This window comes from Pseudomonas coronafaciens pv. oryzae str. 1_6, from assembly GCF_000156995.2.
GTDB lineage: Bacteria > Pseudomonadota > Gammaproteobacteria > Pseudomonadales > Pseudomonadaceae > Aquipseudomonas > Aquipseudomonas tremae.
Map to the genome: position 1 here is coordinate 2,192,417 of NZ_CP046035.1, position 26,988 is coordinate 2,219,404.

A 26,988-nucleotide genomic window follows, 5' to 3' on the forward strand; every position below is an offset into this window, starting at 1 on the left:
CTTGTTTGGTTAAGATATCTAAACTTCGGGGATGACACCGGAGAATCACCATGACCTACGAAGAAGCTCTGAAGCACTTCAGTACCCAGCGCGCCGTCGGCGATGCCCTTGGCGTGACTACGAGCCGCGTATCTCAGTGCCGTACTGCGGGTGGGTTTTCCTACCCAATGCAGTGCGTACTGGAAAAAGAATCGAGAGGAGCCTTGGTGGCTAAACGTGAGGACGATCCTGCTAGCTCGACACGAAAAACTGCCGCTTAAACCCATTGCTCATCCACAAGTCGCGCCCCGCACTGGCTGTTAAAAGAGCCATGGTCAGCCGTTTCAATGAACAGATATTGTGCGGCATGAACATCGGGTGCCACGGAAACAAAACAGGTTTTTTACGTATGGAAGATTTTTTGGATGCCTGCCAGGCCACGGTTAAAGAAAACGAGCCAAAAGCCTTGGCCGCAAAGATGGGGCTTTCGCACGTGAGCCTGCTGCAGCGTGCTAACCCCGACAACGACGGTCATCACCTGACCATTGAGCACCTGTTCGGCTTGATGTTGCACACGGGTGACCATCGTCCACTTCAGGTTCTGGCGCGTGAGTTTGGGTTCGAATTGGTAGCCCGAGTCCCACAGAAGCCAGTCAGCCTTAACCAGGCATTACTGCACCTTTCTTCTGAGATGGCCGAGGTGACCCTTGAGGTCTGCCGCGCCTTGGAGGATGGGCGTGTGTGCCAAACGGAGAAGGCTTCGATCAGCCGTGAGATTGGCCACACGCGCCAGAAGCTGGATCTGCTCGAAGAGTCGGTAAAGGTCGCTTGAATTACAGGCGAAAAAGCCGGTGGCTAGACCAGCTTTTTTCACAACTATGCGAGACAAAGCATGCACACCAGACCTGAGCAAGGCAACACAGGCAAAACAATCGGAGTAGGGCTGTGAGCGTTCAAGCAATGTCGTGGGCGCTACAGATCCCACGCGTGACCCTTTCTGATTCCAGCGCCCGGCATGTGCTGCTATGCCTGGCCAACTACGCCGGTACTGACGGACGCGGGGCGTTTCCTTCGGCCACCACCTTGAGTGAAGACACTGGTCTTTCCGAGCGCACCGTCCGATCCAAGCTTGAGCTATTGCGGGCGTCTGAACTGATCGTTCCAGGCAATCAGGCGCTGGCCGCCGTGTACATCGAGCGTCATGACCGACGCCCAGTCGTCTATGACTTGCCGATAAAGCGGGGTGCAAATCCTGCACCCCGGACGGAACGGGGTGCAGATGACGGCACGGGGTGCAAATCACAGCAGAACGGGGTGCAGAATTCGACCGAACGGGGTGCGAAATCTGCACCCAATACGTCACTTAACCATCAATTAACCGAACAGCAGCAGCCGCGCGAGATTTCGGACTTGATCGACGAGCAGGACGCGCAGGCCCTCGAGAACACCGATGATCGCCAGCGCTTTTCCATGTTCGCTGACTGGACACCCGACAGCCGCTACCTGATTGCCCAAGCCCAGATCGCTGGCGTGAAGCCGACCGATATCCCGAACGCGATGATTCGCAGCTTCATCGGCTGGTTTGTGGCCAAACAGAACACCGTAGACACACCCGCAGGCTGGTGTAATCGCTTGGTGGGCTGGTACGTAAAAGAAAGGGCCAAGGGGAACTTGCCAAATTTCGACGACACGTCCTGGTCTGACGATCTTGGTGACCTATGACCCAAGCCAAGCCAAAGCCGCCCCAGAGCGCTACACAGCTCATGACCAGCATGGGCAACCTGCCGCCTGTCGTGCCGTCGGTTCCGAAAGCACTTCCTCCCGGCACAGCGTCCGTTGTGAACGCGCTGTTCAGGGAGTTGCAGGCGATATTTCCGGCGTGGAAGCAAGCGTGGCCAGACGATGCAGCGTTGCAGGCTGCCAAGCGTAGCTGGATCAAGGCTTTCATCGCTGCGGGTATCAACACACTGGAGCAGATCCGTTATGGCCTGCAGAACTGCCGTCAGAATGGGAACGACTTCGCACCCAGCGTCGGCAAGTTCATCAAGTGGTGTCAGCCAACTCCGGAAATGCTGGGTATCCCATCTCACGACAGGGCATTTCGCGAGGCGCTTCTCAAACTGCATCCCTCGCGCCGTACATCGCGGGGGTGGTCACACGAGGCAGTACGCCACGCCGCGCTCCAGTGCGAGATGCATAACCTTGCCGACCTGACGTCGGAGAAGGCCAGCAAGGTGTTCGACCGCGCTTATGACATCACCATCCGCATGCTTGTGCAGGGGCAGTCGCTGGAAGACATCGCAGTTGGCATCGGTCATGACGGACAGAAATCAGAATTCGAGCGGGCCGAAGAGCTGACAGAGCGGGTCAGTCTCGCACTGATCGCACGACAAGGAATCCCGGCAGACGGTGCAAAGGCGCGTGAGCTGCTGATGGCGAAATTTGGCAGAAGGGCGGCGCAATGAACAAGCAAACGAAACTCACTAACGCAGCGCGTGACCGCGAATGCCAGATTCGTTACCCAGGCTGCTCGAGCGAATCCTCTACCACGGTTCTGGCCCATTACCGTCTCGCTGGCACTTGCGGCATGGGCATCAAGCCAAACGACCTGCAGGCCGCTTGGGCGTGTGCTTACTGCCACGACATAGCCGATGGCCGCTTGCGCGCTCCGGCGGTGCTGAGCCGTGAAGAAGTCCGCCTGTTCCACGCCGAGGGAGTCATGCGCACCCAGGACGCGCTGATTCGTGAAGGGATGGTGAAGCCATGAAGCCCGCCGAAATGACGTTGTTTAAACCGAAGCGCACCCGCGCCAAGTCCGTCGACCGTGAAGGCCTGGAGCAGGCCGCGCTGCTGCGCGAGCTCAAGTTGCGTATGCCCTTGGTGGCGTCGCTGATCTATCACGTACCCAACGGTGGACACCGGCACAAGCTTGTTGCGATCAAGCTGAAAGAGCAGGGCGTGCGCGCCGGTGTGCCCGATCTGGTGCTGCCGATGGCCCGTGGTGGGTACTTCGGTCTGTACATCGAGTTCAAAGCCACGCCGCCGCACGATGCCGCTGTATCGGGCAGCCAGTACGAGTGGATACGTCAGCTCAACGAGCAAGGCTATCTGGCGATCATCTGCTGTGGGCACTTCGACGCGATGGAGCAGATTCGCGCATACCTCCGACTTCCTCAGACCGTGGTGGCAGCATGAATCATCAATTCAAGCCGGGCGACCTGGCGCTGATCGTCGGGGCGCACATGACTCCGGACAACGTCGGCAAGGTATGCGAGTTGGTAGAGTTTTTGGCTCAAGAGCAAATCAGCACATGGCGAGAGCCCCGCCACGGCATGGTTATTCAGAACGGCGATGTTCATGCCGCTTGGGTTGTAATCGGCGCAGGCCTCGTATCGTGCTTCGGCTTGAGTGGTTGGGCGCTGGTTGATCAAACCCACCTCATGCCACTGCGTGACGACTCTGTCAAAGAGCAGCAGAAAAGCAAGGAGGCGGAGCCAGCATGACGGCCGCCGTGCGCATCACCGACGCTGAAATCAAGCGCCAGGCCGCTGGCACCGAGCGTGACCTGCGTGACGTGGAGAACCGAGGCCTGTACCTGCGCTTTACGCGGGATCGCGACCGGGCGTCGTGGTACTTGGTCAGCAAGGGCAAATGGAATCTGATTGGCCGTTTCCCCGATCTGTCGGCGAAACAGGTCGTGGCTGCGCTCCCTGGTATTCGGCTTCGCATCGAGGCTGGTGCCAACTCAACGCTCTCCAAATGGGCAACTACAGGTGAGCTGCTGTGCTGGTTCGCCGAGCGGTATTCGCTCGACCGAAGCCTGTCGAAGAAACGCAAGGACACTAGTGCGTCGATGCTCAGGTGTCACCTCATGCCATGCTTGGGCGATATTGCGCTGGCCAGCATCGACAAAGCCACGCTGGACAGCCGGCTGATTTGGCCGATGCAGCAGACCGTTGAAATCGACTACGTACGCTCCGCCTTCCAACTGCTCGCCTTGGCGTTCCGGCAGGCATTCAAGCTGCGGCTGATATCGGCAAACCCGATGCAGGACATCAAGTTCAAAGACTTCTCAACAGCCAAGGTCGGCATCAAGGCTTCAAGGCTGCGCGGCACCCAGTTGCAGGACCTGCTCCACCATTTGGCCGGGGTCATAGAGTCCAATCCGCACGACGGCATGTTGGCCGTGATGATGCTCTGCCACGGCACGCGCATCGGTGAAACTCGGTTGGCCCGCTGGTCCCACATCAGCCTGGCTGAGCGTGAGTGGTTCATTCCAAGCGAGAACACCAAGACCGGCGTCGAGCATCATCTGCCGCTGACAGATCAGGCGCGGCAGTTGCTTATCTGGTATCGCGACAAACAGCAGGCCACCGGTTACGACGGACAATTCCTGTTCCCGGGTCGCGGCGGTGAAGGGCTCAGTGAGGGCCGAGCCAGTGCGGTATTCGCTCGGGTTGGAAGGGGTGAGTGGACCAGCCACGACCTTCGCAAACTGGCTCGTACCTGCTGGGCAGACATCGGTATCGACCATCTGATCGGTGAGCTGCTGATCAACCATGCCATGGGCCACAACGTGAAGGTTTACGTCCAGTCGGGCGTCATGGCGCGCAAGCGAATTGCATTGGAGAAGTGGAACGCCCATCTAGACGGAAAGGGCTTCGGCCTCATTCACACATTGACCGGCTTTAGATTCGAAGATTCTGATAATCACCTACACCCTACGGATGACGTGGCCTGTAGCGCAGATGCCAACACCACCATAGGCGAGGTTTAAAAATGGATATTCAAGCGGACTTACCGGACCTTGCCGAGCTGGAACGGCTGGCCAAGGCTTGCGTTTTGGCCGGTGAATACCTACCCGGCGACGCTTGGAATGAGTACCGCAGCTATGGTCCCGACGAAGTGGCATTTATTGACTTCGTAAAAGTAGCGACTCCATCCGCCATCCTGGCTTTGATCGTCGCGAATCAGGTGCTGCGCAGTAGTGCCGAACGTTATTGGTGGTTGCGCGAAAATGCGCAGCAGGACGTTGATGGGTGGAGAAATGAAAACCCGGTTCGGGTCCATGCCTTGAGTCGTGTAACTGGCTGGCGTGAGCGTATCGACGAATCAGTTGATGCAGCTATCGCAGCGGGAGATCGGGCGTGAAGAAAAGTCATGGTCCGGCTTTCCGCACGGCTCAAATTGACTTGGCCCAGTGCCCGGCCTGCCGAGGCCGAGCAGTGGTAAAGGGTGTTTTCCACGAAATGGCCTGCGTGCAGTGCAACGCATCGGGCTGGGTCGCTGCTGAAACAGGCGAAGCGCTGTCGCTCGAGGTGCTGGTGACCCAGCTCAGCATCCGCTTGCAGGCCGCTGATAGCCAGGTCGAACAATTGAGGCGCTCGGCTGGAAACAGTGGCCCGAGCGCGTATTACAGCCAGAACAACCGCCGCGGTGCCGGTGGATCGAATTACACAGGGGATTGACCATGATGACTCGCAACACGCTGCACCGCCCGCTGGGTGAAACTGAAAACATGCTTGAGCAGTGGGGCTACTGGAGGATGGATGGTATGGGTGTGCCCAGCTACGCGTCGCCCACGCTCGCCCTGATGCGGGATGCCATGCCTATGCCCGGTAAGTCGTATGTGATCACCGACGAGCTTGCCGGGCTAGTGGACGCGGCCGTAGCTGCCCTGTGTAACCGTCACCAGCAGATGGGCGACATGGTCTGGTTCTACTACGGCGCGAAGTGGCCAGCGATCCGGGTAGGTCGTCACTTTGCAATGAGCGAAGGCAAGGCCCGCGAGCTGATCAAAGCCGGTGCAGCTTGGGTGGATTGCTATTTAGAAGGAGTTCGGGCGGCAGCGTAAAAAAGAGTTGTCCATATGGAATAGCTCTGTTTTCATGGCACGGTGTTCAGCTGTTCCAGCGCGGCACCCCTGATGATTAAGCCCAGCTAAGTGCTGGGCTTTTTTTGTGGCTGGGATTCACTCAACAACTCGTAATCTCTGACGCCATAGATGGTCAGGCCTCATTCGGGGCTGTTCGAATTCGTGCGTTCGAGTACTCGAACATCTGTGATTCCCAGTTCCTTGCTCTCTTCATAAAGGTCTCTCCTAACGGGCTCCCCCTTTGGGAGTAGGCCGTGTTTAGCCGTGATTATCTGAAGCGCTGAAAACTCGGTGAGGGGATGCTCGTTGGCATTAGTCCAAATAACGGGCTCTTCTTTAGGTGTTCCGTTTAGCCTGTAATGAATTGAATACAACTTTTGCATTATTGGATGCCCTCGCTAATGGAGTCGAGAGTGTAGGCGATCAATTACATCTCGCCTGACGAGTTACCTAAATGTCTTCTGTACCCGCTGACCAATTCGCCGTTCCCGCACGGCCCTTTTTAAATCCGGAGTAACGATGGACCCAACCGACCTCGGCCCAGGCACAGCTACCTGGCTGGGCGGTACGGGCACAATCCTGCTGGGTGGCTTCCTGTGGTTGAGGAAATTCCTCTCCCGGGATGCGACCGATCGCGCCATGGACAACGCCGACATCGGCACAGTCCGCCGGCTCAACGAACTGCTCGACTCTGAACGCCAGGCGCGCAAAGACGCCGAGGCCAGAGCTGATCAGTTCGCCAAAGAGCGCAACGAGCTGGCTGCAGCTGTTGGCCGGATGGAAGGAAAGATTGAAGCCCTTACCAGCCATGTAGCTCAGCTCACTGACAAGGTGACCACGCAGAGTGATGAGATCGCTCGACTGCGTTCGCGCCTCGGAGGTATCAACTGATGGAAAGATGCGCAATTGATTTCATTGCTCGCCGCTGGTGGCGCAGCGTGGAGGTTTGGGTCATTGCCTCACTCTTGGTGATTGGATCGTTCGCGCTGGGCTTCGGCGCATCGCAGTGGTATCTCGCCAGCTGGTACAGCGGCCAGGTCGCTGAAGTGCGCCGGGGTTATGACGAGGCCACCATTCAGCGTGATATGCGTCTGAACAAGCTTGCCAAGTCCGCTACCGAAGCAGCCGTAAAGGTTGAGGGCGCAGCGGGTAAGGCCACGGAAGCGGCAGAGGCAGCCAGTAAGGCTGCCGACAAGGTCAACGAGGCGGTAGAGCGGCAGACGCCGTAAAGCGCTAAAAAATCAGACACTGCCATTTCGTTTCACGAACGACAGAGAAAAGATCATGGATAACCAGCACAAGAAAATTACTGGCTACCGCGACCTAAGCCAGTCGGAAATCAACGGTATGAACTCGATCAAGTCCTTGGAGGCTGATACCGGCGAGCTGTTCAAGCAGATAGGCCAGATTGAAGGCGTTGATCCTCGATTGCTAGCTTTGGCCAAGACCAACCTGCAACAGGGCTTCATGTGGTTTGTGCGCTCGATCGCGAAGCCTGTCGACCCTTTTAGCTGATCTACAGCTGCGCCACGGAGTGACCATGACCAAGAAAAATTGGATGGTCACCACGCCCGGCTACAAACCATTCCCGATGATCCTTCTGGAGTGCGCCCTCGATCAAGCAGGTGCGCTTGCCTTTGCCCGGTCGATCTGGCCGCGCTGCACTGTGGAGTAACGCATGAATGACACCAACACACTGAAGGTGGCCACGATCGCTCCAGGCCCCCAGTCGCACCCCGGCAGTCCGCACCTGGCGCAAGGCACCAAGGTAATTCTGTCTGATGGCAGTGAGCTCACCGGCGTCACCCGTATCACGCTGCGCGCTGAGGCCGGTGACGTCTGGAAAGCGATTATTGAGGTGCACCCACAAACCGTACAGATCATCGCTGCTGAAGCCGACACATGCGTGGTGGATTGCACATCGCTGAATGATGAGCGTCGCCGCTATGCAATGGCGAAATATGCAGATCCCGACACGCCAGCCCCAACCGACGGCACGGTGCTGCTCGATACAGGCGAAGAGCTTGCACCTCATGGCATGTAGTGGCTGCGAAGCCCGGCGCGAGTGGATCAAGAAGTGGAGCAAGGTGGCATATGAACGAGCACAGCAACTCCTTGTTAAGCCAGATCCTGGCCGAGCAGATGAAGCAGACCCAGCTGCTACAGCGGATGGCAGAGCAACAGACGCTGCTGATCGACGCACTGAGTGAAGAAGAGCCGGAAGACCCCGATACCCAGCCCCGCACCTATCTGGACGGCACACCATGCCGTTGAGGCCGCAGAAGCCATGCAATGCCCAGGGCTGCAACACATTGACCCGCAACCCCCGGTACTGTGATGCCCATAAGGATGTAGGTAAGCAGTTCGAAGTGAAGCAGCGTGAGAAGCAACGCGAGACCAGCAGCCAGCGCGGCTACAGCTACAAGTGGCAACAGGCCCGCAAGGGTTTCTTGGCTAAGCATCCGCTCTGCGTAGAGTGCGAGCGCGTTGGACGTGTCACAGCGTCGACAGACGTTGATCACATCGTTCCTCACAAGGGTGACATGGACCTGTTCTGGGATCGATCCAACTGGCAGGCCATGTGTCATCCATGCCATAGCACGAAGACGGCGGCAGAGGACGGCGGATGGGGCAACACCCAGTCTGCCCGGCCTCGCTGACCGAAACGAGAACGATTCTCGCCATTTTTCACGAAAATGCACCGATACGGTGCGAGCCCTGTTCTGGTGCGGTGGGGGCGGGTCAAAAGTCTGGGGCCTTACGCTTCTAGACCGCGCCCTCAGTCGTTTTTTTACACCCGCGAAATTAAAAAATCTGGAGTTGCGCGATGGGAGGTACCGCCACGGTCGCCGGCCGTGGTCGCAAACCCAAGCCGACCGCCAAGAAAGCACTCGCCGGAAATCCCGGCAAACGCGCGCTGAATAAGGCCGAACCCGCTTTTTCGAAGATCACAAATGTTGATCCGCCGGAGTGGCTCAGCGACCGCGCTTCGCAGATGTGGAAGATGATTGTTCCCGAGCTTCTGCGTGAAAACGTGGTTGCGATAACTGATTTACACAACGTCGAAGCGTTCTGCGTTGCATACGACAACTGGCGGATGGCACAGGAGTCGGTCCGCCAGCACGGTATTGTCGTTACTGGTGCCACCGGCGGCCCGATGAAAAACCCGGCGCTCACCGCTGCGAACGAAACGATGCGCCAAATGGTGACGTTCGGTTCGATGCTGGGCCTGGACCCGGCCAGCAGGACACGCCTTATCGGCGGCAACAAGGAAAAAGAAACCAACGAGTTCGCCCAACTACTGAGATCGTAAATGGCCAAGTCCGCCCACCCCAACGTCGATAAGGCGATGGTTTGGGGACGGTCTCTGTTGCGCGGGAAGGTGCCGGCCTGCCGCTACATTCATCAGGCCGTGCAGCGCCACTTCGACGATCTGGCAGCCAGTCGCAAGCGCGGGTTCAGATTCAAGTTCGACCCGGCGAAGGCTGAGAAAAAACTCAAGCTGATTCAGCTCTTGCCGCATACCAAGGGTGAGTGGGCGTTCAAGCGCCAGTTGATCACTCTTGAGGGATGGCAACTCTTCGGCCTGGCCGTGACGTTTGGTTGGGTAAAGAAGAAGGGCGGGCACCGTCGGTTCCGCGAGAGCTATTGGGAAGTGCCGCGCAAGAACGGCAAGTCGGTTGTTGCCGGTGGCGTAGGCATTGGCATGTTCGTGGCCGACGATGAGTTCGGAGCCGAAGTCTATTCAGGCGCAACAACCGAGAAGCAGGCCTGGGAGGTTTTCAGACCTGCAAAGCTGATGGTGACGAAATCGCCGATGCTGATCCAGGCAGCGGGCATTGAGGTCAACGCCTCGAACATGAACATCCCGTCCGACTTCAGCCGGTTCGAGCCGTTGATCGGCAACCCAGGGGATGGTGCATCACCCAGTTGCGCGATCGTCGATGAATACCACGAACACCCAACCTCCGCTCAGTACGACACGATGCTCACCGGCATGGGGGCAAGGCGTCAGCCGCTGATGTTCATCATCACTACGGCCGGCGCTGACATCGAGGGGCCTTGTTACGACAAGCGCCGCCAGGTGATCGAGATGCTGGCCGGCACAGTTCCAGACGAAGAGCTGTTCGGCTGGATCTGGACACTTGATGAGGGCGACGACTGGACGGACCCCAAGATGCTGGCCAAGGCCAACCCCAACCACGGCGTATCCGTGTTTCAGGAGTATCTAGAGAGCCAGCAGGCTCGTGCTATTCGATCTGCGCGTTTTACCAACACGTTCAAGACAAAGCATCTGAACCTGTGGGTCAGTGCCAAGTCCGGCTTTTTCAACATGGAGGATTGGAAGTCCTGCGAGGACACCTCCCTTACGCTCGATCAGTTCGAGGGCCAGGAGTGGATTGCCGGTTTCGACCTTGCGCGAAAGCTGGACATGAACTCGAGGGCGCGTCTGTTTTGGCGGGTGATCGACGGAAAGACTCACTATTACAGCGTGGCTCCAAAGTTCTGGGTGCCATACGACACAGCGTTCGATAGCGACAACAAGCGCATGTCCGAGCGCTTCCAGGCCTGGCTGAACTCGAAGCACCTCGAGGTTACCGATGGTGCCGAGATCGATTACCGCGAAATCCTTGAAGACACCAAAGAGGCGAATCACCACGCACCGCTGCGTGAATCGCCGATTGACCCTCACGGTGCTACTGGATTGAGCCATGACCTGGACGACGAGGGTTTCAATCCGATCACCATCACCCAGAACTACACCAACATGTCCGACGCCATGAAAGAGCTGGAAGCGGCTATCACCGCTGGAAGGTTCCACCATGACGGCAATCCAATCATGACCTGGTGTATCGGCAACGTGATCGGCAAAAACATGCCCGGTAACGACGACGTAGTACGGCCCATCAAACAGGGCGATGACAACAAGATCGATGGCGCTGTCGCACTTATCATGTCGGTCGGTCGGGCGATGATGCAAGTCGTTGTCGGCGATGGCGGCGTGGACCGATTCATGGATTCAATCCGGGACCCAATATTCGAATGAACACAGCATCAATCATTTATCTGCTGACTGCAGTGTTGGGCTTTGCCCTTGCCGTGGCAGGCGTTTACGTGCTGCTTGGCATGGGTTGGGCGCTTCTTGCCGCCGCTTCGTCGTGCTTCGTCGCGGCAGCTTTCATTCGAAGGGGGCTGACCGGTGGCTAAGTCTTTTAAATCCGTCTTGAACGGCGCAATTAGCGCGCCTCGGTCATCGATAATCGATTGGGTGGGCAGGTCTCTCTCCGGCAGCGCTTCCGGCATTTGGGCGCAAACCGTGGGCAGCACATCCGCCAACGGCAAAACCGTGACGATCAACAAAGCCATGCGTCTGGCCGCTTGCTGGTCTTGCGTGCGCCTCATTTCCGAAACGATAGCAACTCTGCCGCTTGGCTTATACCGGCGCATGCCTGATGGCGGTCGTGAAGTGGCCGGCGACAATGACCTGCACTGGATTCTCAACACCAACCCGAACAGCCGCATGACTGCTGTGCAGTTTTGGGAAGCCGTAGTGGCTTCGATGCTGCTGCGGGGTAACGCCTTTGTCGAGATCATCCGTATAAGCGGCCGGATCGTAGCGCTTGAGTTCCTGCTGCCCAACCGAATGGATTTGGATGTAGCGGACAACGGCGAGATTCTTTACCGGTACCGGGAAAAAAACGGGCAACTCCGAGATATTGCTGGCAGCAACATGATGCATATTCCGGCGTTCTCTCTGGATGGGCAAATCGGACTCTCACCCATCGCCTACGGCGCAGACGTGTTCGGCGCGGCAATGTCGGCAGAGGACGTTGCGAGCTCCACGTTCAAAAACGGCATGCACCAAACCGTGGCCTTTGAGGTTGATGCAACGCTGAATAAGCAGCAGCGCGACGATTTTCGCGACTATGTCCAACGCATCAGCGGGGCGATGAATGCCGGTAAATCACCGGTGCTGGAAAAGGGTGTTTCCGCCAAAGTGATTGGTATCAATCCAGTGGACGCTCAGCTTTTGGAATCTCGAGAGTACAGCGCCGAGGAGATCTGCCGCTTTTACATGGTGGACCCGACGCTGGTCGGTTACAGCGATAAGGCATCGAATTGGGGTACCGGCCTTGAGCAGAAACTACTGCGATTTTTGACCTTCACGCTGCGCAGCTATATGCGCCGCATCGAGGAGGGGATCAGTCGTAGTCTGCTGGCGCCTGCGCAGCGCCGTCAGATTTACCCTGAGTTTTCCATCGAAGGCTTGATGCGTGCTGATAGCGCCGCCCGTGCGGCGCTGTACTCGGGCATGGTGCAAAACGGCATCTACACCCGCGACGAATGCCGCATGAAAGAGAACCTGCCCAAAATGGGCGGAAATGCCGGTGTGCTAACTGTGCAAACCAACCTTTCGCCGATCGACAAACTGGGTCAGGGCGATGACGGGCAAGCCGCAAGGGCAGCTCTACAGAACTGGCTGGATCAGCCGGCAAACTCGAAGGAATAAACCATGCAACCAAAATCCAAGGCTGGCAGTTTTAACTGCGAGCTGAGCCCGCGCGCGCTCGACAGATGGAATCCCGCCATCAAAGCGGCCGTGGAGTCCACCAGCGATACCATCACCATCTACGGCGTTATTGGCCAGGACTGGTATGGGGAAGGCGTTACCGTCTCGCGTATCGACGCGGCTCTACGCTCAATCGGCGATAAGCCAGCCACCGTCTATATCAACTCGCCAGGTGGCGACATGTTCGAAGGCCTGGCCATCTACAACCGGCTCCGCGAGCACAGCCAGCCGATCACAACCAAGGTCCTGGGCTTGGCCGCCTCGGCTGCGTCGGTGATTTACATGGCCGGCGCAAAGCGGGAAGTGGCGAGCAGCGGGTTTCTCATGATCCACAACTGCTGGACGCTTGCAGTCGGAAACCGCCATGACTTGCGCGATGTCGCGAACACGATGGAAGAGTTCGACGCTGCGATGGCCGACCTTTACGCGGAAGGCAGCGGCCAGGCCGTTGCTGACATTGCCGAGATGATGGATGACGAGACGTTCATACGCGGCCGCCGAGCAGTTGAGCTCGGCTTTGCAACGGCCGTTCTCTCTTCTGACGAAATCACCGAGCGTGAAGACGAGCAGGCCCAGCAGAGTAACGCGCTGAAGGCTATGGATATCGCTTTGGCAAAAGCCGGAATGGCCCGCAGCGAACGCCGCGAACTCTTCGCCAATTTCAAGTCCAGCACGCCGCGCGCTGCTGGCGGGGGTACGCAATACGCTGCCTCGTCCGATAAGCCCCGCGATGTCGAGTTGGACCTGCCACCCCTGCAGAAACTTAACTTTTCCTTTCCCGTATGAGGCTTCACACAATGATGAAATTTCGTCTGTCCCCGGCATTCTTGATGGCTGTGTTGTCTATCGCTGCCTTGATCCCGCTGACCTTCGGTGCCACGCCCGAAGCAGTTATGGGTTCGCTTTTGCTGGTGGGTATTTCCACTGCGCTCGTAAAACGTGGAACCTCTCAATATCGCGGCTGGAATGCTCAGATGGGGAAAATCGGTGAGGATGACATCGAAACCCAGTACAAGCAGACCCAGGCCAACCTCAAGGACATCGGTGATCAGCTCAAGGCACATGCCGAGCAGGCGCAGAAGAATGTCGATCGCCATGAGGGCCTGAGCAAAGAAACGTCGGCCAAGGTCGATGAGTTGTTGATGAAGCAGGGCGAACTGCAGGCTCGCGTGCTGGAAGCCGAGCAAAAGCTTGTCAATGCCAACCGTGACACACAGCGCAACGAGACCCCTAAGTCCGCTGGCGAGTTGGTCGTTACCAGCGAACATATGGAAGGCGTCAATTCGTCGTTCCGTGGCTCCCGTCGCGTTTCCGTACCTCGCGCCGCGATCACCACCACATCTGCCGGTGGCTTGGCGGCCACTGAGCGCCTGGACACTGTTGCGCTGCCGGGCATGCGTCGGGCCACCATTCGCGATCTGGTTGCCCCCGGCCAGACCGAGGCTGGCTCGCTTGAGTACGTCCGCGAGACAGGCTTTACAAACAATGCTGCGATCGTAGCGGAGGGCTCTGCAAAGCCGTATTCCGAAATCACGACCGCCTTGGTTACAGCGTCGGTCCGTACTATCGCCCACCTGTTCAAAGCCTCGCGTCAGATTCTGGATGACGCAAAGGCTTTGCAGAGCTACATCGATGCGCGGGCTCGGTATGGCTTGCTGCTCACTGAAGAGTCCCAGTTGCTGTACGGCAGCGGGGCTGGTGCAAATCTGCAAGGGCTTGTTCCGGTAGCGAATCAATACACGTCTCCGGCTGGCTGGACCGTTACCGGCGAACAGCGCATCGACCGACTTCGCTTGGCCCTTTTGCAAGCTGAGCTGGCAGAGTTCCCTTCGGATGGCATCGTGCTGAACCCAACTGACTGGGCGCTGATTGAATTGATCAAAGACAGCCAGGGCCGCTATTTGATCGGTCAGCCGCAGGAAGGCACTGCAGCTCGTCTGTGGAATCGCCCAGTAGTCTCAACCCAAGCCATGAAGCAAAACGACTTCCTGGTAGGTGCCTTCAAACTGGGTGCGCAGATCTTCGACCGGATGGAAGTTGAAGTTTTGATTTCCACCGAGAACGACAAGGACTTTGAGAACAACATGGTCACGCTTCGCGCTGAAGAACGCCTAGCGTTTGCCATCTACCGTACCGAAGCTTTCGTCACTGGCAAGCTCACGGCTGCGGCCGCTGCGGCTTAAGCTGCCCAACCCCTAAAGTGGGCGGCACCGCCTGCCCACCGAGGTGATACATGTCAGATTTATTGATAAAGCCGCTGCGTGCATATGAGGACCGCGGCTCCATCCGTGACACCGACAACGAGCCTTATGCCGCGCCTGTATGGCTAGCCAAGGAGCTGGAGCAACTCAAGCTTTGCAAGATCGTAGGCGAGGTTGGAGACGCTTTAACGTCGAACTTCAGTGAGCGCTCGGCGCTGACGGTTGCGAAAAAGGGGCAGCGTTGGATCATTGTCGACGCTGAAGGCGCTCAGCTCGGCGACTTCATCGGCAAGAAGGAAGAGGCCGAAAGCGAATTAGCCAAACTTTCGGCCTCCACCGCCTCGGATCTCGCCGCGAATCCTGAGCCTGATGCCGCTATCGAAGGACCGTCTGTTCAAGGCGAGAATTTGATTCCGGAACCCGAGCAGCACCAACCACCTCAGGAGTGACGCATGCCCGTCATCAGCATAGAAACGGCCATGCATCACCTGCACGCCGAATCCGAAGATCAGCCGCTTGTGGAGGCATTGCTTGGCGCGGCTGAGGAAGCCGCTATGCAGTTTTTGCAGCGCCGGTTCTATGCCGACAAAGAGTCTGCCGAATCCGCCAAGGTTGGCACCGTTGATCGCATACGTGAGGCCCGTTCTGCCTATCAAGCGGCGAAGACGGAGGCGGAGCTGCCAGAGAACGCCGACATACGCTGCACATTAGTGGAGCGGGCGCGCCAGGCTTTGGCCGATTCGTATGAGTCCATCGACATGGACGATTTCGGAATAGTGATCAACCCTGCCATTCAGGCTGCTTGTCTACTCAAGCTGGGCCACCTGTTCGCCAACCGCGAGGAAGTGGTAATTGGCACGACTGCTACGGAGATGCCGCTGGCGTCCAAGTCTTTACTCATGCCATACCGCATCAGGATGGGCGTGTAATGCGTGCCGGACGACTTCGACATCGCATAACGTTCCAGGCGCTGGGCCGACTGCAGGACCCTAAGACCGGTGAAGAGCTGGCGAGCTGGCAGACGGTGTGGGACAAAGTCCCCGCAGCGGTCGAGCCGCTGAGCGCCAGAGATTTTATTGCTGCCCAGGCCAGCCAGTCGGAGGCGACCGCGAGGATGGTTATCCGCTACCGAGTCGGCGTGCTGCCGACGATGCGAATCCTTTACCGGGGTGATGTCTACGACATCAAAGGCCCGCCTTTGCCCGATCCCGATTCAGGTCTGGACTATCTCACCATCTTGGTGGCCAAGGGGGTCAACGATGGCTGACTCAGTGGATTTCCAACTGGAGGGTATTGACTCTCTCGTTGGGAAATTCGAATCAATCACTCAGGACATGAAGCGTAAAGGCGGTAGGTCGGCGCTGCGTAAGGCTGCCCAGCTGGTGGCCAACAAAATGAAGGAAGGCGCGAAATGGATAGACGACCCTGAAACAGGCCGATCTATTGCGGACAACGTCGCGCTTCGCTGGAACGGCAAATTGTTCAAGTCGAGCGGGGACCTGGGTTTCCGGGTTGGTGTCCTGCAAGGCGCTGTCCTCAAGAAAGGCGGCGACAAATCTGCGAACGCTGCGACGCCTCATTGGCGACTGATCGAATTCGGTACTTCCAAAATGCGGGCGGATCCATTCGCGCGAAAAGCCTTGGCCGACAACATAGCGGAGGCAACCAACACATTCATCACTGAATACGAGAAGGCCATTGACCGCGCGATTAAACGAGCGGCCAAGGCCGCAGGGGGGGCGTGATGTCATATGCACCCATATTCGCGGTATGCGCTGCTGACGCAGGCGTGACGGCACTCCTCGGCGTCAGCCCCACCAGGCTCTATCCGTTCGATGATGCACCCGAAGGCGTGGCGAAGCCGTATGCAGTCTGGCAGCTCATCACCGGCAGCCCAGAAAACTACCTCGCAGGCCGTCCTGACGCCGACAGCTTCACGCTGCAGGTCGACGTATATGCAGCCACTGGCAGCGATGCGAGGGCTGTGACCGCCGCAATCAGCAACGCCATTGAGCTGCAAGCTTATGTGGTCCGCTGGGGCGGCGAGAGCAAAGACGCCGAAACAAAGTTGTACCGGTCGAGTTTCGATGTCGACTGGATAGTGCTCAGGTAGTCCCAACCAACTTTACAGCCCGCCATGAGCGGGTTTTTTCATGCCCGACATTTGGAGAACACAATGGCGATTTTGACTCAAGGCACCCAGATGTATGCGCTGGTGCCTACAACCGCAGACCCGACAAAGCTGGAGGTTGTCGAGGTGGAATGCATTACAGCGTTCAACCCGGGCGGCAACCCAGCAGACCAAGTTGAAATTACGTGCCTGAGTGACAAGGTAAGGCGATACCTGCGCGGCTTGCGCACGCCTGGACAGGCTTCGTTCTCAGTAGACGCTGATCCGAAAAACGCCTCGCACGTCCGGCTTTACCAGCTTTCCGAGGATGACTCGGTCGAAAATACGTCGTGGGTCGTTGGCTGGGCTGATGGCTTCGATATCAAGCCCACCTTAAATGCGGCTGGCGATGATTTCGAGCTGCCACCGACACGCACCTGGTTCGTGTTCGACGGCTATGTCGCCGACTTCCCATTCGACTTCGCAGGAAACACAGTTGTGAAGACTGCGGGCACCATCCAGCGCTCCGGCGGCTCCGCCTGGATTCGCAAGTCGGCTAACGCATAAGGCATCGCGATGAAATTAAGTCTTGAAAGCTTGCGCGGCGTCGGTGCGTTTACCGGCCGCCCCGTTGAGAAAGAAATCAAATGGCAGCAGGGCGAAGAAGAAATCGTCGCCACGGTCTACGTCAGGCCGCTGGGGTTTCAAACGGCGATCAACGATGCGCTATCCGCCGCTGGCAAGGTGCAGGTTCACGCGGGCCGAATTGCCGCAAGTATCTGCGACGAAGAGGGGAAGCCCGTCTTCACGGTTGAAGACATCACCGGTGAAGCTGATCCAACGCGTGGCTCGCTCGACCCCAGCCTGACTTTCGCGTTGCTGACAGTCATCGCCCAGGTCAACAACTTGGGAAAGACGGCGCCCTCTCCGGCGAAGAAGAGTTCTGGCACGAGCTCGTCCTCGCCGGCATCGGCGGGCGTACGATCGCGGAAGCCAAGGAAACCCTCAGCCTGAATGAGTTCAGGTCCTGGCTGAAGTACCGGGCGCTACGTGGCTCTCTGAACATCGGCATGCGGGTGGAACGCGGATCGGCATTGCTCGCAATGATGTACGCCAACGTGAATTACAAGGACGGTCCGTACAAGATTTTCGACTTCATGCAGCATGAGGTCGAGCCGCCCATCAGTCTCGAGCAGGCTATGGAAAGCTGGGCATAAAACTTAAAAGGCCCGCACAGCGGGCTTTACCTTTGGAGGCGGGTTGAATGAGCAAGTCACTGGGCACGCTCACGCTGGATTTGGTGGCCAGGATCGGTTCCTTCACTGGCCCTCTTGACAGGGCGAGCCAAGAGGCAAAGAAACGCAACGCGGAAATTGCCAAGTCTTTTGAAAACCTGGCCAAGGGTGTGGGCGTTGCCATCGCAGCTGTCCCTGCCGCTCTGACAGGGCTGGTCGCCTACACGGCCGGCAGCGCTAAGGAAATCTCCAACCTTGCAGCGCTGGCTGGTCTTGGAACAACCGAGTTCCAGAAGTACGCGGCGGGCGCGAAAACTGTTGGCGTTGAGCAGGACAAGCTCGCGGACATCTTCAAGGATACCAACGACAAGCTGGGCGACTTCTTCAACACCGGCGGCGGCGAGCTGAAAGACTTCTTCGAGGTCATCGCGCCGAAGGTCGGCGTGACAGCGGAAAGTTTCAAAAAGCTCAACAGCGCCGAAGCTCTTCAGTTGTATGTTTCGACCCTTGAGAAAGCGAATGTCTCCCAGGCTGAAATGACCTTCTATATGGAAGGCATTGCCGACGAGGCTAGTGCGCTCGTTCCCTTATTGCGCAACAGTGGGAAAGAGTTCAAGCAGCTGGGCGATGCTGCGGAGTCCGCCGGCGCTATTCTCAGCGTTCAAACCATAGCCGTCTCGAAACAGTTTTCGAGCGAGCTTGTGGGGCTCATGCAGAACTTGCAGGGGACAAAAAACAAGATCGCTGATGATTTCATGCCAGTGGTTCAGCAATTGACAAAAGACCTTAACGACAGCGTCAAAGCGGGCGGCGGTGTAACAAAGGTCGTGGGGGAGATGGGCGACAAGCTCGTTACCGCAACTGCATTTGTCGTTAGCGCTGGCGATGGAGTTACGAGAGTATTCAAGATCGTTTCGGATACCCTTGTAGGTATGTATGCGACGGCAGTTGGCTATACATCTTCGATGATGGCGGATGTCGCGGCGGGTTTGGCAAAGTTCACCATTGGTGATGTGTCCAAACAGTTCATAGCAGACAGTGCGCGCCTGCGCGATGAGGCTAAAGTGAACTTTGGCGCTGCCGCTGAGGCGGCAGCTGGGATCAAGGAAAGTCTCGAAACGCCCCTCGCGGGCGATACGATTCAGAAATACATCACCGATGCGCGGGCTGCTGCGGGCGAGTACCAGCGCCTATTTGGTGGTACCGGCTTCAGTGATCAGGGTGGAAAGGGCAGCGGAGTCGATCCTAAAGCTCTGGAAGCGGCCAAGCAGGCTGCAAAGGACGCCGCGTCGGCGGCGAAGAAACTGAGCGATACCGTCAAGGGTTCAGAGACCGACCTGCAGCGTCAGATCGCGCTGATCAATACCAGCAAGGACGAGCAGAAAAACGCTACGGAAGTGGACAAGATTCGCTTCGAAGTTGCATCGGGCAAGCTGGTCGGGATCAACGCTGTTCAGCAGAAGCGCCTCGAGGGACTGGCATCGGAGCTGGATGCTCTCCAAAAACTCAAGGTAGCGAACGAGGAAGAGGCCAAGGCGGTTAGCTTCCTTGCCACGCTGAAGGATGAGAATGCTGCCACAGGCGGCGGCTTCGATATGGAGCTTGCTGGCGCAGGGATGGGCGACAAGGCCCGGGACCGCCTGAAGCAGGATATGGCCATTCAGGAGGATTACGCGCGCAAGGCTGCAGACCTTCAGGCGCAGCGCAACTCCGGCGATATCAGCGCCGAGCTTTACGCCAATGAGACCGGCATGCTCTCCGAGGTGCTGGCCGAACGAATGGTCATCCAGCAGGACTATTACAATCAGCTCGACGAGGCCCAGTCCAACTGGATGGCCGGCGTAAGTGATGCCTGGCAACACTATGTGGACGCCGCCGAAAACTATTCTGCGATCGCGGCCGATTTCGTGTCTGGCAGTCTAGATGATTTGACCGGCGGCCTGGGTAACGTGTTTTCCGACGTGGTCACCGGTGCAAAGGACGCTGGAGACGCTATCGCTGACTTCACTGGGAACATGTCCAAGTCGGTTATCAATGCTCTGAGCGACATGGCGGCGCAGTGGCTGATCTATCAGGGCATTCAACTGCTCGTTGGTAAAAGCGGGCAATCGGCGGCGGCCACCGGCTTGATCGCCAACGCGCAGGCAGCGTCTGCGCAGGCAGCGCTGAACGCTTACGCATCGACCGCCGGTATTCCGCTGATCGGTCCAGCTGCTGCGCCGGCCGCCGCGCTCGCTGCTGCAGCTGCAACAGCACCAATGGTCGCTTCTGTTTCCGCTTCCGCGCTGATGGGTATGGCGCACAACGGTATAGACAATATCCCGAAGGAAGGCACCTGGCTGCTCGATCGTGGTGAGCGCGTGCTCAACCCGAACCAGAACCGCGATCTGACCAATTACCTGGCTGACAAGTCTGGGACTGGCGGGGTTGGCGGCACCCCGATCACAATCAACGCACCCGTTACCGTGCAGGCCCAGCCCGGCGTCAGCGATGCAGATGCAATGCGACAGGGTAAAGCTGCTGGCGAAGCGTTGGCTCAAGAGGTGCGCAGCGTTCTGCAGCGTGAAATGGGGCAGGGCGGGTTACTTTGGAGGCGCGTCGCGTAATGGCTGAGACATTCGATTTTGATGTACAGGTCGGCGCGTCCGGGGACGTGAAGCAGCGCACTTGGTCGAACGACTTCGGCGACGGCTACACCCAGGCAGGCGGCGTAGGCATCAACACCAAATCGCAGGCGTGGGACGTGACGGTGACCGGGCGGTTCGGCGCGGGCCAGAAGCTCCAGCAGGTTCAGGACTTCCTTGATCGGCATGAGGGCTTCAAGTCATTCCTCTGGACACCGCCGGGAAGCGGGCAAGGCCGATACGCAGCAAACGGCTACAAACTGTCGACCCTCGGCAACGGTATGCACTCACTGTCCACGAACTTCAAGCAAACCTTCAAACCCTGACCCCGCCGAGTGCGGGGTTTTTCGTAGGTAACCACCATGATTTACAGCGCGGACATCCAGAAACTGGAGCCCGGCAACCAGATTCGTCTATACGAATTGGATGCCACCCGGCTTGGAGCAACGCTCTGGCGCTTCCACGGGCACGAGCATGAGGGCGACATCATCTGGCAGGACCAGCTGTATTCCCCGATCCAGATTGAGGTCACCGGCTTAGATATCCGAGGTGATGGCCGGCCAGCAACCCCGAAGCTCATGCTGGCCAACGAGCTGTCGGGAATTCCACAAGCAGTTTCAGCGATTTGCCTTCAGTTCAAAGACCTTGCCGGCGCGGACTTCAAGGTGATCGAGACGTTCAAGCATTTCCTTGACGCCGCGAACTTCGACGGCGGCAATCCGGACGCTGCCGATCAGAGCCGCATCAGTCTGTGGAAAATCGAGCAGAAGACCGAAGAAAACTTCTCGACGGTCGGGTTCGAGCTGTCCAGCCCCATCGACATGGAAGGCCAGCAGCTTCCTGCCCAGCAGATCACCAAGCTGTGCCGCTGGGCCATGCGCGGCCAGTACCGGCAGGAGGCCTGCGCTTACACCGGCACCGCGATGTTCGACAAGAAGAACGAACCCACCGACAACCCTGCGCTGGACCGTTGCGGCGGCTGGTGGAGCAGCTGCAAGTTGCGCGGCAATACCCGCCGGTTCGGCGGATCAATGGGCGCGAGCCTGATCGCCAAGGGGTAACCATGCGAATCAATCAAAAGCTTCAGGATGCCATGCGGGCGCACGCCGAGCAGTCACACCCGGCCGAGGCCTGCGGGCTGCTGATCAAGACTGATGCAGGCCGCGAGTATGTGCCGTGCGGCAACGTGGCCACCGACCCGCTGCAGCACTTCCTGATCGACAAACACGACGCGGCGGCAGCAGAGGACCGGGGCGAAGTACTGGCGATCGTTCACAGCCACCCGGACCGAGCCGCCACGCCGAGCATGACCGATCTGGTCAGCTGCGAGCTGCACGAACTGCCCTGGGCGATTGTAGGCTGGCCCGGCGGCGATATTCAGTGGTTCAAGCCGACCGGGTTCCAGGCTCCGCTGCTTGGCCGGGACTTCTCGCATGGCCTGCTCGATTGCTGGTCGGCCTGCCGCGACTGGTACGCACGCGAGGCCGCGCTGCCGCTGCCGAACTTCGAACGCAAAGAGCTGTGGTGGGAAGATCCTGACAGCCCGAGCCATTACGAAGACAACTATGAAGCATGTGGCTTCGTCCGGGTTGAGCAGCCCCAGCGAGGCGACATGCTAATTTTTCAGATACCAACTGTAGGTCGTCCCTGCCACTTCCCGAATCATGCCGCGATCTACCTCGGCGCCGATGCCAGCCTGCACAGCGAGGACGCTCCGGCGCTGGGCGGCGTTGGTCCGTTCATCTACCACCACATGCCCGGCCGCCTGGCTGCCCGGGAGGTTTACGGCTGGTCGATGGCCAACCGCGTGAAACTGATCCTGCGCCACAAGGAATACACCCCATGACCATGCGCACCATCAAGCTGTACGGCGTGCTGCGCAAGCACTTCGGGCGTGAGTACCGCATCGACGTACACAGCGTGCGGGATGCGGTGAACGCCCTGTGCGCAATGAAACCAGGTTTCGAGAAATTCCTGCGGACGGGCGAAGAGCGCGGACTGGTGTTCAGCGTCTTCTGCGGTAAGCGCAACGCCGGCGAGGCCGAATTCGACATGCAGGGCAGCGATAACACCGATATTCGTATCGTGCCCTTGATCCAAGGCAGCAAGCAGGCTGGCCTGTTCCAGGTCGTGCTGGGTGTCGCGTTGGTTGTAGGCGGCTTGTTCACCGGCGGCACAACTACAGCGCTTGGCGTGGGCCTGCTCGCTGCTGGCGCGGCTGTCGGGCTTGGCGGGGTTGTGCAGATGCTTTCCCCCACGACCACCGCTACTACCGGCAATAAGAATGACGACGGCAACAACCCTAGCTATGGGTTCGGCGGGGCCGTCACCACCGTTGCTCAGGGCAATCCCTACCCGGTGCTGTACGGCGAGCGCGAGATTGGCGGCGCCGTCGAGTCGGGCGGCATCTATACACAAGATCAGGTTTGATCATCAGGTAACACCAGACCCGCTTCGGCGGGTTTTTCTTTTTCTGGGGGCGGTATGGGAAGTGCGGCAGCAGCGCGAAGCATTCGCGGGAGCAAGGGCGGCGAGGCGAAACAGAAGCAGCCAACGATTGCCACGAACGGCACAGCTTCTATCGCCACCGCACGCATCGTCTATCTGTGGAGCTGGGGGCCGATTGTTGGCCCGGTGAACGGCCTGCGCTCGGTGAAACTGGACGGAACACCGCTCGTGGCCGAGGACGGCACTGTTAACTTCCCGGGCGTGAAATGGCAGTTCCGCAACGGTGAGCTGAACCAGCCGCGTCTTGAGGGCATTGCCGAGTCGAGCAATGAAATCGATGTAAACCAACAGTTGCTCAGCACCACGCCGTACCTGCGCACCATTACCAACCCGGTGCTGGACGCGGTGCGCGTTCGCTTCAGCTGGCCACAGCTCCAGTCGCAGGATGCAAGTGGCAACGTGAATGGCGTGCGGATTGAATATGCGATCGACCTGGCCACCGACGGCGGCCCTTTCGTCCAGGTGCTCAAAGACTTTGTGGACCGCAAGAACGTCACGAAGTACGAGCGCAGCCACCGCATCAATCTGCCTGCGGGCAGCCGCTGGACCATGCGCGTGCGACGGATCACGGCAGAGGCGAACAGCTCTCTGGTTCAGGACGCCATGTTCATTGATGCGGTCGCCGAGGTGGTAGACAGCGACCAAGAGTTTCCGCTCACCGCCGTGGGCTGCGTCGAATATGACGCTCAACAGTTCGGCGGCGATATCGCCAAGATTGCGGTTCACATGCGCGGCATGATCGTGCGCGTGCCGACCAACTACGATCCTGAAGCGCGGACCTACGCCACGTCAGGCGCCGGGACGAGCAACGGCATTTGGGACGGGACGTTCAAGCTCGCGTACACCAACAACCCGGCTTGGGTCTGCTATGACATCTCGCTAAACCCGTATTACGGTCTGGGTCACCGAATCGATGCCACGATGGTGGACCGCTGGAACCTGTACCGCATCGCGCAGTATTGCGATCAGATGGTGCCGGACGGTATGGGCGGTACGCACCCGCGATTGACCTGCAACATTTACCTGCAGAAGCAGGCGGATGCCTACGCGGTGTTGCAAGATCTGTCGGCCATCTTTCACGGCATGAGTACTTGGGATGGCAGCCAGATCACGTTCACCGCCGATATGCCTGGCGATCCCGTTTACACCTACAACCCTTCGCAAATCCTCAACAACGGCGAAATCCAGTATTCGGGCACCCGTGCGCGCGACCGTCACAACCTGGCGATGGTGACCTGGGATAACCCGGCTCAGGATTTCAAGACAGACAAAGAGCCCGTCTTTGATGACGTGGCGATGGCCGAATCTGGATCGGTCAACGAACTGGCGGTGGACGCTTACGGCTGCACCACGCTCGGGCAGGCGCAGCGGGCAGGGCAATACGCGCTTATCACTGAGCAGACTCAGACGCGGCCAGCGACCTTTCGTGTTGGCCTCGACGGGCAGATACCGAAGCCTGGTCAGATCATCGCCGTGGCCGACCCGATGCTGGCTGGCCGAGCGAACGGTGGGCGCATCAGCGCAGTGGCTGGGCGGGTTATCACTGTTGACCGTGACATCGATATTTCGGCCGGTGCCAAGCTGCGGGTGAACCTGCCCAGCGGCAAGTCCGAAGCCCGTGCGATCACTTCAATCAGTGGGCGGCGTGTGACGATCGCTGCAAGCTTCAGCGAAGTGCCGGAAGCGGAATGCGGTTGGATACTCGAATACGACGACCTGAAAACCATGCAGTTTCTGGTGCGCAACATCACGCGCCCGGAATGGCACCAGTACCAGTTCGAGTGCATCCAGCACGAACCGAGCAAGTTCGACGCCATCGACTTCGGCGCTGTGGTGGATATCCGCCCAATCAGCGGCGTACCGGTGGGCGTGCAGTCTGCGCCAGGCGCGGTGTTCGTGACGCAGCATGTTGTCATCGATCAGGGCATAGCTGTCACCAACATGACCATCAGCTGGGACGCTGCGCCAGGCGCGGTAGCGTACGACGTGGAATGGCGCTGGGGCTCGCGTGAGTGGGTCAAGGTGCCGCGTACCGGTGAGCTGCTGGTTGACGTGCCCGGCATCTACTCCGGCCAGTACATGGCAAGGGTGCGCGCTGTCAGCGCTTTGAACGTGTCATCGCTCCCGACTACATCCCTGCTGACAAACCTGAAGGGCAAGACAAGCTTGCCGCCGGCTGTTACGTCGCTGACTACCACGCCTTTGATCTACGGGATTGGCCTTAAATGGACTTTCCCGCCAGGCACAGAAGATGCTCAACGTACTGAAATATGGAACAGCAAGATCAATGATCGCGCTACTGCGACGAAGCTTGCAGACTTTGCCTATCCGCAAGCCAGCCATGAAATGCAGAACATCACGCCGGGGACGAACCTGTTCTTTTGGGCGCGCATTGTCGACAGGTCTGGAAACGTAGGGCCGTGGTTCCCAGCAGATAAAGGTGTGCTCGGACAGGTCAGTGTCGACGAGCCGGCGTATGAAAAGTACTTCATCGGAAAGATCAAGGCTTCGGCGCTGGGTGATCAGCTATTCACTGAAATCGGAAAAATCTCCGGGAATGGGGATGGCTCCGTAAACAAACGTCTTGCTGAATTGAAAAGCGAGATCGGCGCTATCACCGATGCACTAGTGTACGTGCCTACCGACGCCTACGTGCGGGACAATACCGTGCGCGTGGGTGACAACCTCTGGACGGCTATCGCTGCGGTGCCTGCGGCTGCTAACGGCGCCAACGGCCCGCCGAACCCTACGTACTGGGTCAACACCGGCCAGTCGATCCGCTCGGCCAACGCCCAGGCGGATCAGGTTTCCAAAAACACAGCCAACATCGCAACGGTCGACGGCAAGACCAGCGCGACCGCCAGCCAGCTCCAGGCGGTTCAGGCCCAGTACCGAGCAGACAGCGGGGAGGGCGATCTGCTGGACGCGCTCAAGGGCTGGGATAGTACAGCCAGCTACGCACAGGAAGTGAAAGTCAGAACTGAGCAGGATTTCGCCCAAGCTCAACGCACCACGTTGCTGGATGCACGTGTCGGTGGCAACGAGTCGAAAATCAGCATCGTCGAAACGACAATTGCTACGGACAGGCAGGCTACCGCCCAGCAGCTGACAACATTGAGTGCGGCGGTCGATTCGAATCAGGCCGCCACCCGGAGCGAAGCAACCGCCAGAGCAGATGCAGACAGCGCGCTCGCCGCCAGAATCGAGCAGGTACAAGCCACCGCCAGCGGTGCAAGTTCCGCCGTAAGGGACGAAGCAGCAGCGAGAGCGGATGCGGACGGTGCCCTGACCCGACAGATAAGCACTGCGCAATCGACAGCAAATGGGGCGTCGGCCAATGCTGAAACGGCTACAAAAACCGTTTCGGCGCTCGGCGGCAAGGTTTCGGCGCTTACGACCATTAAAACGGCCACCACAGTTGGCGGGCGTACGGTTATGGCCGCTCTGGCTGTAGGCGTCGAGGGTCAGGAGCAGGAGTCGCAGATACTCGCGTTTGCGCAGCGCTTCGCAATTCTGGACGAGGTCAGCGGAACGATGATTGCGCCGTTTGTGGTGCAAGGCGGGCAGGTGTTCATCAACACCGCAATCATCAACACGGCCTTTATCAGAGAAATCATTGCGGGAATGTCGATCACGTCTCAGGCCAAGAACTCACGCGGTGAGCCTTTGTTAGAACTCAACTTCGTAACGGGTGCGGTGAATATTCGCAGCCAGGACGCGGAAGGCTCGGTGCTTCTAAACAACCGTGGTCTTTATGTTTATGACGCCAACTTGGTAGAGCGCACGGCTGTAGGTCGATTGACGGCGTCTTAACCTCGTACTGATAAAGCATTTCGGAGAAACGATGGATATTTATGGAGTGCGAGTGCGAGACGCCGGCAACGT

The 26,988-nt window shown here is 58.4% G+C and carries 38 protein-coding genes; 37 read left to right on the forward strand and 1 reads right to left on the reverse strand.

From position 1 onward, the window contains the following. Nucleotides 1-50: 50 nt before the first annotated feature. From POR16_RS09810 to POR16_RS09900, 20 genes are all read left to right on the forward strand, one after another. Entirely contained in the window at nt 51-260 is a 210-nt protein-coding gene (locus POR16_RS09810; protein WP_122381106.1) for a helix-turn-helix domain-containing protein, read from the forward strand. A gap of 128 nt (nt 261-388) precedes the next feature. Further along, nucleotides 389-811: a phage regulatory CII family protein gene (locus POR16_RS09815; protein WP_122381109.1), complete on the forward strand. Its 423-nt coding sequence runs from the start codon at nt 389-391 to the stop codon at nt 809-811. Nucleotides 812-939: 128 nt separating this feature from the next. Then, complete coding sequence (locus POR16_RS09820) at nt 940-1,701, forward strand: helix-turn-helix domain-containing protein (RefSeq protein ID WP_005897580.1); 762 nt, start codon at nt 940-942, stop codon at nt 1,699-1,701. Next, nucleotides 1,698-2,444 (forward strand): replication protein P, encoded by a 747-nt coding sequence (locus POR16_RS09825; RefSeq protein ID WP_005897582.1) that lies wholly within the window; start codon nt 1,698-1,700, stop codon nt 2,442-2,444. Before POR16_RS09820 ends, POR16_RS09825 begins: the two co-directional genes overlap by 4 nt. Beyond that, entirely contained in the window at nt 2,441-2,746 is a 306-nt protein-coding gene (locus tag POR16_RS09830) for a DUF1364 domain-containing protein (protein WP_005897584.1), read from the forward strand. Before POR16_RS09825 ends, POR16_RS09830 begins: the two co-directional genes overlap by 4 nt. Further along, nucleotides 2,743-3,174, forward strand: a complete 432-nt coding sequence (locus POR16_RS09835; protein WP_005897586.1) for a VRR-NUC domain-containing protein — start codon at nt 2,743-2,745, stop codon at nt 3,172-3,174. The genes POR16_RS09830 and POR16_RS09835 overlap by 4 nt, the downstream gene beginning before the upstream one ends. Then, complete coding sequence (locus POR16_RS09840; protein ID WP_005897588.1) at nt 3,171-3,482, forward strand: hypothetical protein; 312 nt, start codon at nt 3,171-3,173, stop codon at nt 3,480-3,482. Before POR16_RS09835 ends, POR16_RS09840 begins: the two co-directional genes overlap by 4 nt. After that, entirely contained in the window at nt 3,479-4,756 is a 1,278-nt protein-coding gene (locus tag POR16_RS09845) for a tyrosine-type recombinase/integrase (RefSeq protein WP_005897590.1), read from the forward strand. Before POR16_RS09840 ends, POR16_RS09845 begins: the two co-directional genes overlap by 4 nt. 2 nt (nt 4,757-4,758) lie before the next feature. Then, nucleotides 4,759-5,130: a hypothetical protein gene (locus POR16_RS09850; protein WP_005897592.1), complete on the forward strand. Its 372-nt coding sequence runs from the start codon at nt 4,759-4,761 to the stop codon at nt 5,128-5,130. Continuing rightward, on the forward strand, nt 5,127-5,447 hold the full coding sequence (locus POR16_RS09855) for a hypothetical protein (RefSeq protein ID WP_042933094.1): 321 nt from the start codon (nt 5,127-5,129) through the stop codon (nt 5,445-5,447). Before POR16_RS09850 ends, POR16_RS09855 begins: the two co-directional genes overlap by 4 nt. A 2-nt stretch (nt 5,448-5,449) precedes the next feature. Beyond that, nucleotides 5,450-5,833 (forward strand): hypothetical protein, encoded by a 384-nt coding sequence (locus POR16_RS09860; RefSeq protein ID WP_005897596.1) that lies wholly within the window; start codon nt 5,450-5,452, stop codon nt 5,831-5,833. Between the two features lie 540 nt (nt 5,834-6,373). Then, on the forward strand, nt 6,374-6,745 hold the full coding sequence (locus POR16_RS09865; protein WP_122381105.1) for a DUF3450 domain-containing protein: 372 nt from the start codon (nt 6,374-6,376) through the stop codon (nt 6,743-6,745). Further along, nucleotides 6,745-7,083, forward strand: coding sequence for a hypothetical protein (locus POR16_RS09870; RefSeq protein WP_024691600.1), 339 nt, complete (start codon nt 6,745-6,747; stop codon nt 7,081-7,083). The genes POR16_RS09865 and POR16_RS09870 overlap by 1 nt, the downstream gene beginning before the upstream one ends. A gap of 55 nt (nt 7,084-7,138) precedes the next feature. Further along, on the forward strand, nt 7,139-7,369 hold the full coding sequence (locus POR16_RS09875) for an Acb2/Tad1 domain-containing protein (RefSeq protein WP_005897604.1): 231 nt from the start codon (nt 7,139-7,141) through the stop codon (nt 7,367-7,369). A 25-nt stretch (nt 7,370-7,394) separates the two neighbouring features. Next, nucleotides 7,395-7,529 carry a hypothetical protein gene (locus tag POR16_RS26780; RefSeq protein ID WP_005897606.1) on the forward strand — a complete coding sequence of 45 codons (135 nt, stop codon included), beginning with the start codon at nt 7,395-7,397 and terminating at the stop codon, nt 7,527-7,529. A 3-nt stretch (nt 7,530-7,532) separates the two neighbouring features. After that, nucleotides 7,533-7,898 (forward strand): hypothetical protein, encoded by a 366-nt coding sequence (locus tag POR16_RS09880; protein WP_005897608.1) that lies wholly within the window; start codon nt 7,533-7,535, stop codon nt 7,896-7,898. A gap of 50 nt (nt 7,899-7,948) precedes the next feature. Beyond that, nucleotides 7,949-8,128, forward strand: coding sequence for a hypothetical protein (locus POR16_RS09885; protein WP_005897610.1), 180 nt, complete (start codon nt 7,949-7,951; stop codon nt 8,126-8,128). Continuing rightward, a complete protein-coding gene (locus POR16_RS09890) occupies nt 8,119-8,514 on the forward strand; it encodes an HNH endonuclease (RefSeq protein ID WP_005897612.1) in 396 nt (131 codons plus the stop codon). Before POR16_RS09885 ends, POR16_RS09890 begins: the two co-directional genes overlap by 10 nt. A 167-nt stretch (nt 8,515-8,681) precedes the next feature. After that, nucleotides 8,682-9,167 carry a phage terminase small subunit P27 family gene (locus POR16_RS09895; RefSeq protein ID WP_005897614.1) on the forward strand — a complete coding sequence of 162 codons (486 nt, stop codon included), beginning with the start codon at nt 8,682-8,684 and terminating at the stop codon, nt 9,165-9,167. Next, nucleotides 9,168-10,901 (forward strand): terminase large subunit, encoded by a 1,734-nt coding sequence (locus POR16_RS09900; RefSeq protein WP_005897617.1) that lies wholly within the window; start codon nt 9,168-9,170, stop codon nt 10,899-10,901. An 8-nt stretch (nt 10,902-10,909) separates the two neighbouring features. On the opposite strand, the gene POR16_RS26550 is transcribed toward POR16_RS09900, so the two are convergent. Next, entirely contained in the window at nt 10,910-11,221 is a 312-nt protein-coding gene (locus POR16_RS26550) for a hypothetical protein (RefSeq protein ID WP_154897054.1), read from the reverse strand. Here POR16_RS26550 and POR16_RS09910 point away from each other — a divergent pair. From POR16_RS09910 to POR16_RS09985, 17 genes are all read left to right on the forward strand, one after another. Beyond that, nucleotides 11,202-12,365, forward strand: a complete 1,164-nt coding sequence (locus POR16_RS09910) for a phage portal protein (protein ID WP_420028959.1) — start codon at nt 11,202-11,204, stop codon at nt 12,363-12,365. The two genes, POR16_RS26550 and POR16_RS09910, sit on opposite strands and share 20 nt — an antisense overlap. Nucleotides 12,366-12,368: 3 nt before the next feature. Further along, on the forward strand, nt 12,369-13,211 hold the full coding sequence (locus POR16_RS09915) for a head maturation protease, ClpP-related (protein ID WP_005897623.1): 843 nt from the start codon (nt 12,369-12,371) through the stop codon (nt 13,209-13,211). Nucleotides 13,212-13,222: 11 nt separating this feature from the next. Next, complete coding sequence (locus POR16_RS09920) at nt 13,223-14,608, forward strand: phage major capsid protein (RefSeq protein WP_005897625.1); 1,386 nt, start codon at nt 13,223-13,225, stop codon at nt 14,606-14,608. A 50-nt stretch (nt 14,609-14,658) separates the two neighbouring features. Further along, nucleotides 14,659-15,075: a hypothetical protein gene (locus POR16_RS09925; RefSeq protein ID WP_005897627.1), complete on the forward strand. Its 417-nt coding sequence runs from the start codon at nt 14,659-14,661 to the stop codon at nt 15,073-15,075. A 3-nt stretch (nt 15,076-15,078) separates the two neighbouring features. Next, the gene (locus POR16_RS09930; protein ID WP_005897628.1) at nt 15,079-15,555 is read left to right on the forward strand and encodes a head-tail connector protein; all 477 of its coding nucleotides are present in this window, start codon (nt 15,079-15,081) and stop codon (nt 15,553-15,555) included. Next, nucleotides 15,555-15,893 carry a phage head closure protein gene (locus POR16_RS09935; RefSeq protein ID WP_005897630.1) on the forward strand — a complete coding sequence of 113 codons (339 nt, stop codon included), beginning with the start codon at nt 15,555-15,557 and terminating at the stop codon, nt 15,891-15,893. The genes POR16_RS09930 and POR16_RS09935 overlap by 1 nt, the downstream gene beginning before the upstream one ends. Further along, nucleotides 15,886-16,371, forward strand: a complete 486-nt coding sequence (locus tag POR16_RS09940; RefSeq protein WP_122355165.1) for an HK97-gp10 family putative phage morphogenesis protein — start codon at nt 15,886-15,888, stop codon at nt 16,369-16,371. Before POR16_RS09935 ends, POR16_RS09940 begins: the two co-directional genes overlap by 8 nt. Next, a complete protein-coding gene (locus tag POR16_RS09945; RefSeq protein ID WP_003407814.1) occupies nt 16,371-16,739 on the forward strand; it encodes a DUF3168 domain-containing protein in 369 nt (122 codons plus the stop codon). The genes POR16_RS09940 and POR16_RS09945 overlap by 1 nt, the downstream gene beginning before the upstream one ends. Before the next feature lie 63 nt (nt 16,740-16,802). Then, on the forward strand, nt 16,803-17,303 hold the full coding sequence (locus POR16_RS09950; protein WP_005893573.1) for a phage tail tube protein: 501 nt from the start codon (nt 16,803-16,805) through the stop codon (nt 17,301-17,303). Nucleotides 17,304-17,312: 9 nt separating this feature from the next. Further along, entirely contained in the window at nt 17,313-17,750 is a 438-nt protein-coding gene (locus POR16_RS09955; RefSeq protein WP_122358036.1) for a phage tail assembly chaperone family protein, TAC, read from the forward strand. A 50-nt stretch (nt 17,751-17,800) separates the two neighbouring features. Then, nucleotides 17,801-17,953 (forward strand): hypothetical protein, encoded by a 153-nt coding sequence (locus POR16_RS26280; RefSeq protein WP_474200106.1) that lies wholly within the window; start codon nt 17,801-17,803, stop codon nt 17,951-17,953. Between the two features lie 47 nt (nt 17,954-18,000). Beyond that, the gene (locus POR16_RS09960) at nt 18,001-20,577 is read left to right on the forward strand and encodes a phage tail tape measure protein (RefSeq protein ID WP_005897639.1); all 2,577 of its coding nucleotides are present in this window, start codon (nt 18,001-18,003) and stop codon (nt 20,575-20,577) included. Further along, nucleotides 20,577-20,921, forward strand: coding sequence for a phage tail protein (locus POR16_RS09965; protein WP_005897641.1), 345 nt, complete (start codon nt 20,577-20,579; stop codon nt 20,919-20,921). Before POR16_RS09960 ends, POR16_RS09965 begins: the two co-directional genes overlap by 1 nt. 36 nt (nt 20,922-20,957) lie before the next feature. Further along, a complete protein-coding gene (locus tag POR16_RS09970; RefSeq protein ID WP_005897643.1) occupies nt 20,958-21,656 on the forward strand; it encodes a phage minor tail protein L in 699 nt (232 codons plus the stop codon). Between the two features lie 2 nt (nt 21,657-21,658). Beyond that, nucleotides 21,659-22,441 (forward strand): C40 family peptidase, encoded by a 783-nt coding sequence (locus tag POR16_RS09975; RefSeq protein WP_054998220.1) that lies wholly within the window; start codon nt 21,659-21,661, stop codon nt 22,439-22,441. After that, nucleotides 22,438-23,025 (forward strand): tail assembly protein, encoded by a 588-nt coding sequence (locus tag POR16_RS09980; RefSeq protein ID WP_005893813.1) that lies wholly within the window; start codon nt 22,438-22,440, stop codon nt 23,023-23,025. The genes POR16_RS09975 and POR16_RS09980 overlap by 4 nt, the downstream gene beginning before the upstream one ends. A 54-nt stretch (nt 23,026-23,079) precedes the next feature. After that, complete coding sequence (locus tag POR16_RS09985; protein WP_042933095.1) at nt 23,080-26,916, forward strand: TipJ family phage tail tip protein; 3,837 nt, start codon at nt 23,080-23,082, stop codon at nt 26,914-26,916. Nucleotides 26,917-26,988: the final 72 nt, after the last annotated feature.